The 14232-nt window shown below is 70.8% G+C and carries 13 protein-coding genes; 8 read left to right on the top strand and 5 right to left on the bottom strand.

Going from position 1 to position 14232, the window contains the following annotated elements; translation table 11 throughout:
• Positions 1-50: 50 nt before the first annotated feature.
• Positions 51-719, bottom strand: coding sequence for a hypothetical protein (locus tag ABT186_RS34525; RefSeq protein ID WP_351928429.1), 669 nt, complete (start codon positions 717-719; stop codon positions 51-53).
• Between the two features lie 91 nt (positions 720-810).
• Between ABT186_RS34525 and trpS the strand changes: the two genes are divergently transcribed.
• Positions 811-1824: a tryptophan--tRNA ligase gene (gene trpS, locus ABT186_RS34520; RefSeq protein WP_351226833.1), complete on the top strand. Its 1014-nt coding sequence runs from the start codon at positions 811-813 to the stop codon at positions 1822-1824.
• A 162-nt stretch (positions 1825-1986) separates the two neighbouring features.
• Positions 1987-2568, top strand: coding sequence for a 2'-5' RNA ligase family protein (locus tag ABT186_RS34515; RefSeq protein ID WP_351226831.1), 582 nt, complete (start codon positions 1987-1989; stop codon positions 2566-2568).
• Here ABT186_RS34515 and dprE2 read toward each other — a convergent pair.
• Positions 2565-3338, bottom strand: coding sequence for a decaprenylphospho-beta-D-erythro-pentofuranosid-2-ulose 2-reductase (dprE2, locus tag ABT186_RS34510; protein ID WP_351226829.1), 774 nt, complete (start codon positions 3336-3338; stop codon positions 2565-2567). The two genes, ABT186_RS34515 and dprE2, sit on opposite strands and share 4 nt — an antisense overlap.
• Positions 3339-3466: 128 nt before the next feature.
• On the opposite strand from dprE2, the gene ABT186_RS34505 reads away from it, so the two are divergent.
• Positions 3467-4378, top strand: a complete 912-nt coding sequence (locus tag ABT186_RS34505) for a YihY/virulence factor BrkB family protein (RefSeq protein WP_351226827.1) — start codon at positions 3467-3469, stop codon at positions 4376-4378.
• On the opposite strand, the gene ABT186_RS34500 is transcribed toward ABT186_RS34505, so the two are convergent.
• On the bottom strand, positions 4326-5594 hold the full coding sequence (locus tag ABT186_RS34500) for a D-alanyl-D-alanine carboxypeptidase family protein (RefSeq protein ID WP_502973416.1): 1269 nt from the start codon (positions 5592-5594) through the stop codon (positions 4326-4328). The genes ABT186_RS34505 and ABT186_RS34500 overlap by 53 nt on opposite strands.
• Between ABT186_RS34500 and ABT186_RS48090 the strand changes: the two genes are divergently transcribed.
• The 4 genes from ABT186_RS48090 (at position 5494) to ABT186_RS34480 (ending at position 9453) form a co-directional block, all read left to right on the top strand.
• Complete coding sequence (locus ABT186_RS48090) at positions 5494-5940, top strand: SCO4848 family membrane protein (RefSeq protein ID WP_502973417.1); 447 nt, start codon at positions 5494-5496, stop codon at positions 5938-5940. The two genes, ABT186_RS34500 and ABT186_RS48090, sit on opposite strands and share 101 nt — an antisense overlap.
• A gap of 17 nt (positions 5941-5957) precedes the next feature.
• The gene (locus tag ABT186_RS34490) at positions 5958-7223 is read left to right on the top strand and encodes a metallophosphoesterase (protein WP_351928427.1); all 1266 of its coding nucleotides are present in this window, start codon (positions 5958-5960) and stop codon (positions 7221-7223) included.
• A gap of 184 nt (positions 7224-7407) precedes the next feature.
• Positions 7408-8964: an ABC transporter substrate-binding protein gene (locus ABT186_RS34485; protein ID WP_351226822.1), complete on the top strand. Its 1557-nt coding sequence runs from the start codon at positions 7408-7410 to the stop codon at positions 8962-8964.
• A gap of 81 nt (positions 8965-9045) precedes the next feature.
• Positions 9046-9453 carry an ATP-binding protein gene (locus ABT186_RS34480; protein WP_351226820.1) on the top strand — a complete coding sequence of 136 codons (408 nt, stop codon included), beginning with the start codon at positions 9046-9048 and terminating at the stop codon, positions 9451-9453.
• 43 nt (positions 9454-9496) lie between these two features.
• Here the strand turns inward: ABT186_RS34480 and ABT186_RS34475 are convergent, their stop codons facing one another.
• Together ABT186_RS34475 and ABT186_RS34470 are read right to left on the bottom strand one after the other, a co-directional pair.
• Positions 9497-10969: a sensor histidine kinase gene (locus tag ABT186_RS34475; protein ID WP_351226818.1), complete on the bottom strand. Its 1473-nt coding sequence runs from the start codon at positions 10967-10969 to the stop codon at positions 9497-9499.
• On the bottom strand, positions 10966-11670 hold the full coding sequence (locus ABT186_RS34470) for a response regulator transcription factor (protein WP_351226816.1): 705 nt from the start codon (positions 11668-11670) through the stop codon (positions 10966-10968). The genes ABT186_RS34475 and ABT186_RS34470 overlap by 4 nt, the downstream gene beginning before the upstream one ends.
• A 158-nt stretch (positions 11671-11828) precedes the next feature.
• Here ABT186_RS34470 and ABT186_RS34465 point away from each other — a divergent pair, with 158 nt between their 5' ends.
• Entirely contained in the window at positions 11829-14231 is a 2403-nt protein-coding gene (locus tag ABT186_RS34465) for an MMPL family transporter (RefSeq protein ID WP_351226863.1), read from the top strand.
• Position 14232: the final 1 nt, after the last annotated feature.

Genomic DNA, 14232 nt, shown 5'->3' with positions numbered 1-14232 from the left:
CCCGCGGCCGCAGCCCCGCACCCTCGCACCCAGCCCCACCCTCGCCACCCCTAGCAGAACGTCGGGGCGCGGGCGGCGCCCCCCCCCCCCCCCCCCCCCCCACGCCGCAGTGCGGCGAACGTGCCACCGGCCCCCAGCGCAAGCCCGGCCCCGAGCCCCACGGCTCCCCAGCGCAGGGTGTCGGAGGAGCCACCCCCGGCCGCGGCGGCGGGCGGCCCGAACAGCCCGCCCTTCTCCAACCGCTCAAAAACCGACCGCGGCGCCCGGTGCCATCGAACGTCATCGTCGGAGACGTCCGGCGCCGGATCCGACCGCACCCACGCCGTCCCGTCCTCCGCCAGCAGAACCTGGTCCTGCCGCTCGATGGCCACATCACCCCGGGGCGCCCGCTGGGTGTACGGCCACCCCCCGATCCCGGTCAGCCCCCACACCACGGTGGCCCGCACCCGCGGATATTGCCCCCGCTCCCACGCCTGAGGCACCCGCTCCGTCCCGCTCTCCGTCGGTGACAGCAGCTGCCACAGCAGTGCGAAGTCCCGGTCCCCGGAGCGCAGCGTCGTGGTACGGCCCGTGTCGTTCGCCACGACGAGCGCCAGATCGGGTATGTCCTTGCTCACGGCGCCCGCCGGGGCGGCCGCCCCCGCCAGCGCCACGACCGTCCCCACCAGCGCCGCCACCAGCCCGCCCAGCCCGCGCACGCGGCCCCCCCTTCTTGTCATGTCCCCTTGTTACACCGCTGGGCACGATTCGGTTCGCGGCTGTTGCCCACCTGTTCCGGGCAGGCTCGGAAGACCTGAGAGAATGGTGAACATGGCCTCTGACAGTCCTCGCGTGCTCTCCGGGATCCAGCCCACCGCCGGCTCGTTCCACCTCGGCAACTACCTCGGCGCCGTCCGCCAGTGGGTGGCCCTGCAGGAGACCCACGACGCGTTCTACATGGTCGTCGACCTGCACGCGATCACCGTTCCGCAGGACCCGAAGGACCTGCGTGCCAACACCCGCCTGGCCGCCGCCCAGCTGCTCGCGGCCGGGCTCGACCCGGAGCGGTGCACGCTGTTCGTCCAGAGCCATGTCCCCGAGCATGCCCAGCTCGCCTGGATCATGAACTGCCTCACCGGCTTCGGCGAGGCGAGCCGCATGACCCAGTTCAAGGACAAGTCCGCCAAGCAGGGAGCCGACCGCGCCAGCGTCGGCCTGTTCACGTACCCGATCCTCCAGGTCGCCGACATCCTGCTCTACCAGGCCAACGAGGTTCCGGTCGGTGAGGACCAGCGTCAGCACATCGAGCTGACCCGGGACCTCGCCGAGCGTTTCAACGGCCGCTTCGGCGAGACCTTCACGGTCCCGCGGCCGTACATCCTCAAGGAGACGGCGAAGATCTACGACCTGCAGGACCCGTCGATCAAGATGAGCAAGTCGGCGTCCACGCCGAAGGGCCTGATCAACCTGCTCGACGAGCCGAAGACCACCGCCAAGAAGGTCAAGAGCGCCGTCACGGACACGGACACCGTCATCCGGTACGACACGGAGGAGAAGCCGGGTATCAGCAATCTGCTGACCATCTACTCGACCCTCACCGGAACCGGCGTCGCGGAACTGGAGCAGAAGTACGCCGGCAAGGGCTACGGTGCGCTCAAGACGGACCTCGCCGAGGTCATGGTCGACTTCGTGACGCCGTTCCGGGAGCGCACCCAGCAGTACCTGGACGATCCCGAGACGCTCGACTCGATCCTGGCCAAGGGCGCGGAGAAGGCGCGCGCCGTCGCCGCGGAGACCCTCTCCCAGGCGTACGACAGGGTGGGCTTCCTGCCCGCCAAGCACTGACCCCGACCCCGGCGGGCCTCGACGCGCCGTGGAGTGCTGCACTCCACTCCGCTTGCGCCTGCCCGAGGGCATGGGCGTGGTCGTACAGTCGGAAGCCGAACACCGGATCGGCAGCTTGCCCGCCCACCGGACACGTACACCAGCACGACGACAGGAGACGACGTGGGGACCGTAACGATCGGTGTGTCGATCGCGGTCCCGGAGCCTCACGGCAGCCTGCTCCAGGAGCGGCGCGCGGGCTTCGGCGACGCCGCGGCTCACGCCATCCCCACGCATGTCACCCTGCTGCCGCCGGCGGAGGTCGACGCCGCCGATCTGCCCGCGATCGAGGCGCACCTCGTCCAGGTCGCGGCGGCCGGGCGCCCCTTCCCGATGCGGCTCGCCGGAACGGGCACGTTCCGGCCGCTGTCGCCCGTGGTGTACGTCCGGGTCGTCGAGGGCGCCGAGGAGTGCACCTGGCTGCAGAAGCAGGTCCGTGACGCGTCCGGGCCGGTGGCGCGCGAGCTGCTCTTCCCGTACCACCCGCATGTCACCGTGGCGCACGGCATCGACGAGGCCGCCATGGACCGGGCGTACGAGGAGCTCGCCGGTTTCGAGGCCGAGTGGCCCTGCACGGGCTTCGCGCTGTACGAGCAGGGCGCGGACGGCATCTGGCGCAAGCTGCGCGAGTTCCCCTTCGGGAGCGCGGTGGTCCCGCCTCAGGCCGGCGCACCGGCCGAGGACGCCGCCCTTCCCACTGTCTAGGCTCCCTGTACGGGCAGCCGCCGGTACACCGCCCTCGGGACGTGTCGCAGCGCCGACATCACCAGCCGTAGTGCTCCGGGGACCCACACCGCCTCCGAGCGCCTTCGCAACCCCGCCTCGATCGCCGTGGCGACCTCCTCCGGAGTGCAGGCCAACGGCCCCTGCTCATGTGCGGCCGTACCGCGCGTACGGACGAACCCGGGGCGTACGAGCATGACGTGCACGCCGGTGCCGTGCAGCGCGTCGCCCAGGCCCTGCGCGTACGCGTCGAGCCCCGCCTTGCTGGAGCCGTAGATGAAGTCGCGGCGGCGGGCCCGCTCACCGGCGACCGACGACAGCACCACCAGCGAGCCATGGCCCTGCTCCTGGAGCGCACGGGCGCACACCAGGCCCGCCGAGACCGCGCCCGTGTAGTTGGTCCCTGCGACGCGCGCCGCGGCCACCGGGTCGCGCTCGTCGGTCGCCTGGTCGCCGAGTACGCCGAACGCGAGCAGCACCAGGTCGACGGTGCCCTCGGCGAACACCTTGCCGAGCGCGCTCTCGTGCGCCTCGGGGTCGAGCGCGTCGAAGGCGACGGTACGGGTGTCGGCGCCGAGTTCCCGCAGATGTCCGGCGGCGCTCTCCAATTCGGCGGAGGGGCGCCCGGCCAGCCATACGGTGCGGGCGCGGCGGACGATGAGCCGGCGCGCGGTGGCCAGCGCGATCTCGGATGTGCCGCCGAGGATCAGGAGGGACTTCGGGGGGCTGAAGGCGTCCTTGTGGGCAGGCATGAACGTGATCGTAGCGCCGTAAAACGGGCATAACCTCTCAATATGTCCGGCTCGCGTGGCTCGTCACTGAAATGGGTGCTGCGGGGAAACCGGATAGACATCGGGGGTCACGAGGGGAGAGTCTGATCATGGACTGGTTGAAGAAGCTCCCCGTCGTCGGCCCCTTGGTCGGGCGCCTCATGGCCACGCACACCTGGCGGTCGTACGAACGCCTCGACCGCGTGAAGTGGACCCGGCTCGCCGCCGCGATGACGTTCATCAGCTTTGTGGCGCTCTTCCCGCTGCTCACCGTCGCCGCGGCGATCGGCGCCGCGACGCTCAGCGGAACCCAGCAGATCAAGCTGCAGAACAAGGTCGCCGACCAGTTCCCCGGCATCTCCAACCAGCTCGACATCCACGGCCTGGTCCAGAACGCCGGCACCGTCGGCATCATCGCCGGCGCCACGCTGTTCTTCATCGGCATCGGCTGGGTCGGCCAGACGCGGGACTGTCTGCGCGCGGTGTGGGAGCTGCCCGACAGCGACGAGAACCCCGTGCTGCGCAAGGTCAAGGACGGCGTGGTGCTGATCGGCCTGGGCGGCGCGATCCTCGTCACCATCGCCACATCCACCGTCGCCTCCGCGCTGGTGGACTGGATCGCCGGGCAGCTCGGCCTCGACAAGGGCGGCTGGGGCAGCCTCCTGCTGAGGATCGCCGCGTTCGCCGTCGCCGTCCTCGCCGACTTCCTGCTCCTGCTGTACGTCCTGACCCTGCTGCCCGGCGTGGAACCTCCGCGGCGGAGGCTGCTCGTCGCCGCCCTGATCGGCGCGGTCGGCTTCGAACTGCTCAAGGTGCTGCTCAGCGGCTACATCCAGGGCGTCGCCTCGAAGAGCATGTACGGCGCGTTCGGGGTGCCGGTGGCGCTGCTGCTGTGGATCAACTTCACCGCGAAACTCGTGCTGTTCTGCGCCGCGTGGACGGCGACGCAGAGCAGCGGAGCCGACGAGGTCAGGGCCGCGTCCGACGACGTACCAGATCAGGCAGCGGCCAGCGGCGGTTGACCAGGAACGCTCCCGCGGCGAGCAGCAGGAGAAGGCCGCCGCTGATGGCGATCGCCACGCCGACACCGCTGGAGCCTCCGGTCTTCACCGAGGCGGCCACCGGTTTGGCGGACGCCTTGCCCGCCCCCCTGGCGGACGGATTCGCGCCGGGCTGCGCGCCCGTGTCCGCGCCCTTCGGGGCGACGAGTTCACCCACCGGCTTCACCTTGCCCGCCGCGCTGAACCCCCAGTCGAACAGCTGGGCGGTCTCCTTGTAGACCTCGTTGTGGTCCTTCTTCTCCGGATTCATGACCGTGACGAGCAGCACCCTGCCGTCGCGCTCGGCGACACCCGTGAAGGTCGCGCCCGCATTGGTGGTGTTGCCGTTCTTCACGCCGGCGATGCCCCGGTACGGCGTTATGTCGAAGTCCCCGGCGAGCAGCCGGTTGGTGTTCTGGATCTCGAAGGACCCGCGGGTCTTCTTGCCGCCCTTCTCCTTGGTCTCGCCGGGGAACGACGCCCGTACCGTCGAGCAGTACTCCCGGAAGTCCTTCTTCTGCAGCCCGGAGCGGGCGAACAGCGACAGGTCGTACGCCGACGAGACCTGCCCGCCGGCGTCGTAGCCGTCGGGGCTGACCACGTGCGTGTCGAGGGCCTGGAGCTCCTCGGCATGCTGCTGCATGTCCTTCACGGTCTGCTCGACACCGTGGTTCATCGCGGACAGCACATGCACGGCGTCGTTGCCGGAGCGCAGGAAGACGCCGAGCCACAGATCGTGGACCGAGTAGGTCTCGCCCTCCTTGATCCCGACCATGCTGGACCCGTCGCCCATGCCGGCCAGATCGGAGGGGACGACCTTGTGCTGCTCGCTCCTCGGGAACTTGGGCAGCACGGTGTCGGCGAACAGCATCTTCAGGGTGCTCGCCGGGGGCAGCCGCCAGTGCGCGTTGTGGGAGGCCAGGATGTCACCGGACTCGGCGTCGGCGACGATCCACGAGCGCGCGCTGATGCCCTTCGGGAGCACCGGGACACCGCCGCCGAGGTTCACCTGGGTGCCCGGCCTGCCGAGCAGTTCGCCGCCGACGGTCGACATCGCGGCCGGGGGTGTGGCCGACGGCGAGGCGGTCGGGCTCTGCGTGTCCGCGAACGCGGTCGCGGGGGCGGTGAGCGAGAGGGACAACACGACGGCGGAGGCGACGGGCAGGCGACGCCCGGCGATCTTCTTCAAGACGGACACGGTCGCGAAAGTACAGGGTGCGGGGCGGGAAGTCCCGCCCGATCCCGGCCGATGCTCGGCACCCCGCGGCGAGCGGCGACGAGAGAACCGCGATACTGACCCTATGAAGCTCAGCCGCCCCATCTCCTGGTTCCTGCTCGCCTTCGGGGTGTGGAGCTGGGTCATCTGGATCACTTTCGTCAAGAACCTGTGGAAGGACGGCAGCGGGCTCGCGTTCGACGACGCGGGGAATCCGACGGCGTACTTCTGGGTGCATCTGACGCTCGCCGTCGTCTCCTTTGTCTTGGGGACTGTCATCGGCGCCATCGGGTTGCGTGGACTGCGCGCATTGCGACGAATTCCATAACGGGGGGCAGGGACACGGTGGTCGTCGTCTTCGCGCTGGTCGCCCTGGTCGTCCTGGCCGCGTTCGCAGCGCTGCACCGGTATGCGTGGCTCCGGCTGGTCCGCGACACCACCCGCGGACCGGGCCTCGCCCGCCGCACGGGCACGGTGGTGATGGTCGCCGGACCGCTGCTGATGGTCGCGGCCCTGGTTGCGGAGCGCGCCGGAGCCCCCTTCTGGCTCCAGCGCGTGCTGGGCTGGCCGGGCTTCCTGTGGATGGCGCTGTCGCTCTACCTGCTGCTGGCGCTGCTCGCGGGGGAGGGCGTACGTCCGCTGGTCGCCCGGTTGGTGGAGCGCCGGGCGCGCACGAAGGACACGGCACCGATACCCGCACCGGTACCGGCGGGGACGGCACCCACGGAGCCGAAGCCGGAACCAGAGCCGGAACGGGAGACCGCGGCTCGCGAGGAACCCTCCTCTTCCTCCCGCCGCCTCTTCGTCTCCCGGGTCGTCGGCGGAGCGGTCGCCGCCGCCGCGGTCGGCACGGTGGGCTACGGCACCTACGGCGTGCTGCGCGGCCCCGCCGTGAAACGCGTCACGGTCCCGCTGGCCAAACTGCCGCGCTCGGCGCACGGCTTCCGTATCGCGGTCGTCAGCGACATCCACCTGGGCCCGGTCCTCGGCCGGAGCTTCGCACAGCGCGTGGTGGACACGATCAACTCGACCCAGCCGGACCTGATCGCGGTCGTGGGCGACCTGGTCGACGGCAGTGTGAAGGACCTGGGCCCGGCGGCGGCACCGCTGGCACAGCTGAGGGCGCGTCACGGCAGCTACTTCGTCACGGGCAACCACGAGTACTTCTCGGGCGCGGACCAGTGGGTCGAGGAGGTACGCCGGCTCGGCCTGCACCCGCTGGAGAACGCCCGCACGGAACTGCCCGCCTTCGACCTGGCCGGCGTCAACGACCTGGCGGGCGAGAGCGAGGGCGAGGGGCCCGACTTCACCAGGGCGCTCGGCGACCGCGACACCTCACGCGCCGTCGTCCTCCTGGCCCACCAGCCGGTCCAGGTCCACGAGGCGGTCAAGCACCACGTGGACCTCCAGCTCTCCGGCCACACCCATGGCGGCCAGCTCTGGCCGGGCAACTTCATCGCGGCGGCCACCAACCCGACCCTCGCGGGCCTGGACCGCTACGGCGACACGCAGCTGTATGTGTCCCGGGGAGCGGGTGCCTGGGGGCCTCCCACACGGGTGGGCGCCCCGTCGGACATCACGGTGATCGAACTGGCGTCGACGCAGGCGTGACGGCTGCGGCAATTCCCGGCAGGCGTGATGGTCCGTCAGCAGCCTTGAAACAGACCGGAAACAGCCCCTCGGTAAGTTCTTTCTCATCTTAAAAAATCCCTCTTCCCTCACCTGAAACTCTTGTGATTAGGTGATCCGCGCCACAGGGGAGTGGCATGCGCTGAGGGCCTGGGGAGGGGCGCCGATGCGATCGGTTCGCATGCGGATTCTCGCGACCGTGCTGGTACTGGCAGGCGTGGGAGTGGGCGGGTGGCAGTTGTTGCCGGCCAAGGAGAACACCGACAGGACCATCACGGTCGGGACGACGGACGCCATCACGTCGCTCGATCCGGCGGGGGCGTACGACGCCGGGTCCTGGGCGTTGTTCAGCAATGTCTTCCAGTCGCTGCTGACGTTCGAACCAGGCGGTGTCGAACCCGTGCCGGACGCGGCCCGGAGCTGTGGTTTCGCGGGGACGGACCTGCGGACGTACCGCTGCACACTCCGCAACGGACTGACGTTCCCCAGCGGGCGCACCATGACCGCCGAGGACGTCAAGTACTCCTTCGACCGGGTCAAGAGCATCAACTCCGACGTCGGCCCGGCGACCCTGCTCGCCGGCCTCCGTTCGGTCGACGCCGACGGGCTGACCGTCACCTTCCATCTGTCCTCGCCCGACGCGACCTTCCCGTTCAAGGTGGCCACCGGCGCCGGCGCGATCGTCGACCGCGCCAAGTACCCGCAGAACGCGCTGCGCAGCGACGCCGGGGCCGATGGGACCGGGCCGTACACCCTGACGGCGTATACGAAGGACAAGAAGGCCGCCCTCGCGCCGAACACGCACTACCGGGGCGACGTCAAGGCCACCGGCCGGCCCGTCGAGCTGCGCTACTACCCCGACCCCGCCGCCCTGGAGAAGGCGTGGAAGGCGCAGGACGTCGATGTCGCCACGCGCCAGCTGCCGCCCGCCGTGCTCGCCGGTCTCTCGCCGAGCGACCCCAACCAGCGCATCAGCGAGGCCGACGGCGCCGAGATCCGCAACCTGGTCCTGAACACCACCGCCGGCTCCCCGCTGCACGACCCCCGGGTACGCCAGGCCATCGCCTGGCTGGTCAACCGCGAGGAACTGGTCGGCAAGGTGTACGACGGCACCACCGACGCGCTGTACTCGCTCATCCCGGCGGGCATCACCGGACACACCACCTCGTTCTTCGACGCCTACCCCCGGCCCGACACCAAGAAGGCCCGCGCCCTGCTCACCGCGGCGGGCGTACACCTGCCCGTCCACTTCACCTACGGCTACGCCGAGGGCCGCGGCGCCGCCGCCGAGGAGGCCGCCGAGCTGAAGCGGCAGCTGGAGGCGAGCGGGCTGTTCGGGGTGGACATCAAGGGGTACGAGTGGACGGACTTCCAGAAGCGGTACGCGAGCGGCAAGCTCGACGCGTACGCCGTCGGCTGGGTCGCCGACTTCCCCGACCCGGACACCTTCAGCGCCCCGCTCGTCGGCACCGGCAACAGCATGAAGAACGGCTACAGCAACAAGGACGTCGACCGGCTGATCCGCGACAGCCAGCAGTACTCCGACCGAAGCCGGGCCGCCGACGACTTCCAGAAGATCCAGGGAACCGTGGCCCAGGACGTTCCGCTGATCCCCCTGTGGCAGCGCAAGGAGTACGTGGTCAGCAGTGAGGACGTCGGCGGGGGGCAGTACCTGTCGGACGGCACCGGTGTCTTCCGCCTGTGGCGGCTGAACCGGATCTGAGGTGAATCCGTTCGAGTGACAGCGGGCGCCCGCCCAACGCAGCACCATGTGTCGGAGGTGTGTGCGGGGTGAGGAGCAGACGTGGTGCGACGCGACTCGTTCCGGCTGCCCCGTCATCCGGCGTCGGTGGGCCTCGCCCGGCACCGGGTACGTGACCACCTGGCCGCCTGGGGGCACGGCCCTCAGGACCCGGCCCTGGAGGACACGGTGCTGCTCGTCTCCGAGCTGGCCACCAACGTCGTACGCCACGGCCCCCTCCTTGAGCGGGAGTTCGAGGTGGCGGTCACCGCCCTCGCCGACGGCTCCTGCTTCATAGAGGTCTCCGACGAGGGACGGGCCGAACCCCGCCCGAGGGCGGTCGACGACCGCGACGAGGCCGGCCGCGGACTGCACCTCGTGGAGCACATCGCGGCGGCGTGGGGGGTGTGGAGCCGCGGGCGGCACGGGAAGACGGTGTGGGCACTGGTGGCGGCGACCCGGGAGACGTGAGCCACGGCGGGTCGTACGGCCCGGGAATCCTACGGCCGTGCGCTCATGGGTGGTCCCGGTCGTGCCCCCGCGCCGGCAGCGTCACCGTCACCGCCAGCCCCTCGCCGGGCGCCGTCCGCACCGCCACCTCGCCGCCGTGTGCCACCACCACGCCCTGCACGATCGCCAGCCCGAGACCGCTGCCCGCGCCGCCGCCCGCGCGGAAGAAGCGGTCGAAGACGCGTGCCGCGTCCTCCTGCGTGAGCCCCGGCCCCTCGTCCGCCACGCACAGCCGTACGAACCCGTCCGCGCGCTCCAGGCCGAGCCGTACCGGTACGTCGGCGGGCGTGTGGACGCGGACGTTCGCCACGAGGTTGCCCAGCACCTGGCGCAGCCCGGACTCGTCGGCCCTGACGAGCAGCGCGCCGTCCGCGCTCACCGTCACCGCACGTTCCGGCTGCTGGGCGCGCAGGTCCTCCGCCGCGTCCCGCACCAGGCGGCTCAGATCGACGTTCCTGAAGCGCAGTTCGGGCTGCTGGTCGAGGCGGGCGAGAGTGAGGAGTTCGTCGACCAGGCGGCCCATCCGGTCCGCCTCCGCCATCATCCGCTCCCACGACCGCTTCCGCTCGACCGGGTCGGTCAGCATGCCCTTGTCGTACAGCTGGAGGTAGCCGCGTATCGCCGACAGGGGCGTGCGCAGCTCGTGCGAGGCGTCCGCGACGAAGCGGCGCAGCTGGGCGGCACTGTGCTCGCGCGTCCGGTACGCCGACTCCACCTGGTGGAGCATGGAGTTGAGGGCCGTGCGCAGCTGCTCGACCTCGAGGGTGGTCTCCTTGCTGGAGGGCACGCGCCGGGTCAGATCGCCTTCGGCGATCGCCGACGACGTCTCCACCATGTCCTCCAGGGGTCGCATCCGGCGGCTCACACCGATCATCGTCAGCGCGGCGAGCAGCGCCAGCAGCAGGGTTCCGACGGTGAGATCGAGCCGGAGCGCCTTGGCAACGCCCTTGTCCAGCACCCGGGTCGAGCGGGCGAGCAGCACATAGTGGCCGTCGGCGAGGCGCGCCCCGGTCACCCGGTACGGGTCACCGCGCAGCTGGATGTCGTGCGGCTGCGGTTCCTTCACGAGGGACGCCGGGGCGTCGACGGCCGAGGCGAGCGCCTGCTGGGCAGCGGTCGGCTTCAGCCCGGCGACGGGGAGCACCCGGCCCTGCCGGTCGACGACAGCGAAGACGGTGTCCGGGTTCGGCGAGTCCTCGCTGTGCGGCAGCAGCCGGTCGCGGACGACCGCCAGCGCGCTCAGGGAGTCGACTTGCTGCAGGGTGAGCTGCGAACGTGTCAGTGAGTCACGGGACTTGGTCAGCTCCGTGTCGATCTGTCCGAGCACGTAGTGCCGCATGCCCATCAGGCTGACGGCCGTCGCCGCGACGATGCCGAGCGCCAGCAGCGCCACGTTCGCCAGCGTCAGCTTGGCCCGCAGGGAGTGGATGTGGATGCCGCGCGGCCTGAGCAGCGGGGGGAGCCGGAGGAGGGTCATGCCAGCCCGTATCCGACGCCCCGCCGTGTGGTGATCACGGGCGCCCCCAGGGGGTCGAGCTTGCGGCGCAGATAGCTGATGTAGGTCTCGACGACCGTCGACTCGGGCGGAGTGTGCTCGTACTGCCACACGTGGCGCAGCAACTGCTCCTTGGGCACGATCCGCCCTCCGTTGCGCACCAGGAACCGCAGCAGCGCGTACTCGGTGGGGGTGAGCTCGACCGTGCGGCCGGCGCGGTGCACCGAGTACGTCGTCTCGTCCAGCTCCAGGTCGCCGTAGCGCAGCGGCGGGCGCTGCGGCAGGACGTCGGCGGGGCGCGTACGGCGCAGGACCGCCCGGACGCGGGCGACCACCTCGTCGATGTTGAACGGTTTGGTGATGTAGTCGTCGCCGAAGCCGAGGGCGCCGACGATCTCGGCGGGCGCGTCGCGCGCGGTGACGAAGACCAGCGCCAGGTCCGGCCGCCGGGCGCGCAGTTCACGGCCCAGCGCGCGACCGTCGCCGTCCGGCAGCATCACGTCCAGCAGGGCCGCGTCGGGGCGGGTGCGCTCGGCGAGCGCGAGGGCCTCACGGGCCGTGCACGCGGTCATCACCTGGAAACGGTGGTAGCGCAGGGCGATGGCGAGGACGTCCGCGATGCTCTCCTCGTCCTCGACGACGAGGACGGTCGCCTCCTCCTGAGCCGGCTCGTTGGCGGTCATGCCCCCAGTATCCGCAGAGCCACCGACAGCGGGGGGCCGGCCGGCCTTTGGAGTTCCTTGAGAGTCATGGCGGGTCGCGTCCGGACGCGCGCACCACTGCCGATGCTGGTGCTCCAGGACCCGGGGGACCTGATGAAGGAGCGTAGAGCGTGACGACATTGGCGCGCTGGTGCTACCGGCACCGGCTGCTGGTCATTTTGCTGTGGGTGGGAGCCCTGCTCGGGGTGGGCGCGGCGGCGTCCGCGAAGGGCACGGACTACGCGAACGTCTTCTCCCTGCCGAACACGGACTCCAAGAAGGCGTACGACCTCATGGAGAAGGCCTTCCCGAAGGCCTCGGGCGACACCGACACGGTGGTGTGGAAGGTCGACCAGGGATCGGTCCGGGACCAGTCCGTAAGGGCCCGGATCGAACCCGTGCTGGCGAAGATCGGGCGGATGCCGGGGATCGGCGCGGTCGGCAGCCCCTACGCGGGCCCCCAGGGGGCGGCGCAGATCAGCCGGGACGGGAAGATCGCGTACGCGCAGATCACCTTCACCAAGCGGGCGAACGAGGTGCCCACGCAGCTTGTTCAGGACGTCGTCGACACCGGGCGGGGAGCCCGGGGCAGCGGACTCGAGGTCGCGTTGGGCGGCCAGGCGATCGCCCGGATCCAGCAGCCGCCCGCCGGTCTGTCCGAGATGGTCGGCATCGTGGCTGCGGCCGTCGTGCTGTACCTCGCCTTCGGCTCGCTGTTCGCGATGCTGCTCCCGATCGCCGTGGCGGTCTTCGGCGTCGGCATCGGACTGTTCTCCACCCAGCTGATCAGCCATGTCACGGACGTGCCGGACATCGCCCCGCTGCTGGCCTCGCTGATCGGCCTGGGCGTCGGCATCGACTACGCCCTGTTCATCGTCACCCGGCACCGGCGCGGCATCATGCGCGGCCTCGAACCGGAGGAGTCGGCGGTCATCGCCCTCAACACCTCCGGGCGGGCCGTGCTGTTCGCGGGCGGCACGGTGTGCATCGCGCTCGCCGGCATGCTGGTGACCAACCTGCGTTTCCTGGACGGCGTGGTCATCGGCACCTCCCTCACCGTCGTGCTGAGCGTGCTGGCCGCCGTCACCCTGCTTCCGGCGCTGCTCGGGCTGCTCGGCCCGCGGGTGCTCAGCCGCAGGCAGCGGCGCAAGCTCGCGGCGCAGGGCCCCGAGGCGGAGCATGTGAGCGGTCTCGCGGCACGGTGGTCGGACACGGTGCAGAAGCGTCCGCGGACGATCGCCGCGCTCGCCGTGGTCGTCATGGCCGTACTGGCGCTGCCCGTGCTGTCCCTGCGTCTGGGCGCCACCGACCAGGGCAACGACGACGCGTCGACGACGACCCGCAAGGCATACGACCTGCTCGCCGAGGGCTTCGGCCCCGGCTTCAACGGACCGCTCCAGGTGGTCTCCGTCGGTGGTGACACGGACACGCTGGTCAAGGACATCCGCGACACCCACGGGGTGGCCCGGGTCGCCGCGCTGCCGCCCGCGCAGGGCGTCACGGTCATCCAGGTCGTGCCGACCACGTCGCCGCAGTCGGAGCAGACGGACCAGCTCATCGACACCCTGCGCGACAAGGTGATCCCGGACGCGAAGGCGAGCGCCCACGTCGGCGGTGTCACGGCCGTCTCGAAGGACTTCGCGTCCGTCACGGGCGACCGCCTGCCGTACTTCATCGCGACCATCATCGGCCTCGGCTTCCTGCTCCTGCTGATCGCCTTCCGTTCGCTCGTGGTGCCGCTGACGGCCGCGTTGATGAACCTGATCGCCGCCGCCTCGTCCTTCGGCGTCCTCGTGGCGATCTTCCAGTGGGGCTGGGGCGTGAGCGAGCTGGGCCTCGGCAAGGCGGGACCGATCCAGGCCTTCCTGCCGGTCATCATGCTCTCCCTGCTGTTCGGCCTGTCGATGGACTACCAGGTCTTCCTGGTGAGCCGGATGCACGAGGAGTGGGTGCACACCAAGGACAACGCCCGGGCGGTCCGTGTGGGTCTCGCGGAGACCAGCCGGGTCATCAACTCCGCGGCCCTGATCATGGTCTGCGTCTTCCTCGCCTTCGTGCTCAGCGGCAACTCGGGCGCGGCGATGGCCGGTGTCGGACTCGCGGCGGCGGTCGCGCTGGATGCGTTCGTCCTGCGGACGGCGCTGGTGCCTGCGGCGATGCATCTGCTCGGCAGGGCGAACTGGTGGCTGCCGGGCTGGCTGGACCGGCGGCTGCCGCATCTGGCGGTGGAGCCGCGCGAAGAGCCGGTTCAGGCGCCGCAGCCGGCCGGGGCGAGCGTGGTGCACGGTTTTGTACGGGACGCGGAGGGCGACCCCGTCGAGGGCGCGTCGGTGACACTGCTGTCCAAGGGCGGCCGGCAGCTGGACCGGGTGACGTCCCTGGCCGACGGCGCGTTCATCGTCTCGGTCCCGGCGCCGGGCGCCTACCTCCTGGCGGCGACGGCAGCCTCGTACGGATCCCGGGCCCGGCACGTCGTCGTCGGGGAGGAACCGCTGGTGTACGACCTGGAGCTGACCACCGATGAGGTGGACGCGGTGAACTGAC

Source organism: Streptomyces sp. NPDC001634 (assembly GCF_040298185.1).
In the GTDB taxonomy this organism is placed as follows: Bacteria; Actinomycetota; Actinomycetes; order Streptomycetales; family Streptomycetaceae; genus Streptomyces.
This window is presented reverse-complemented; position numbering and strand designations above follow the sequence as displayed.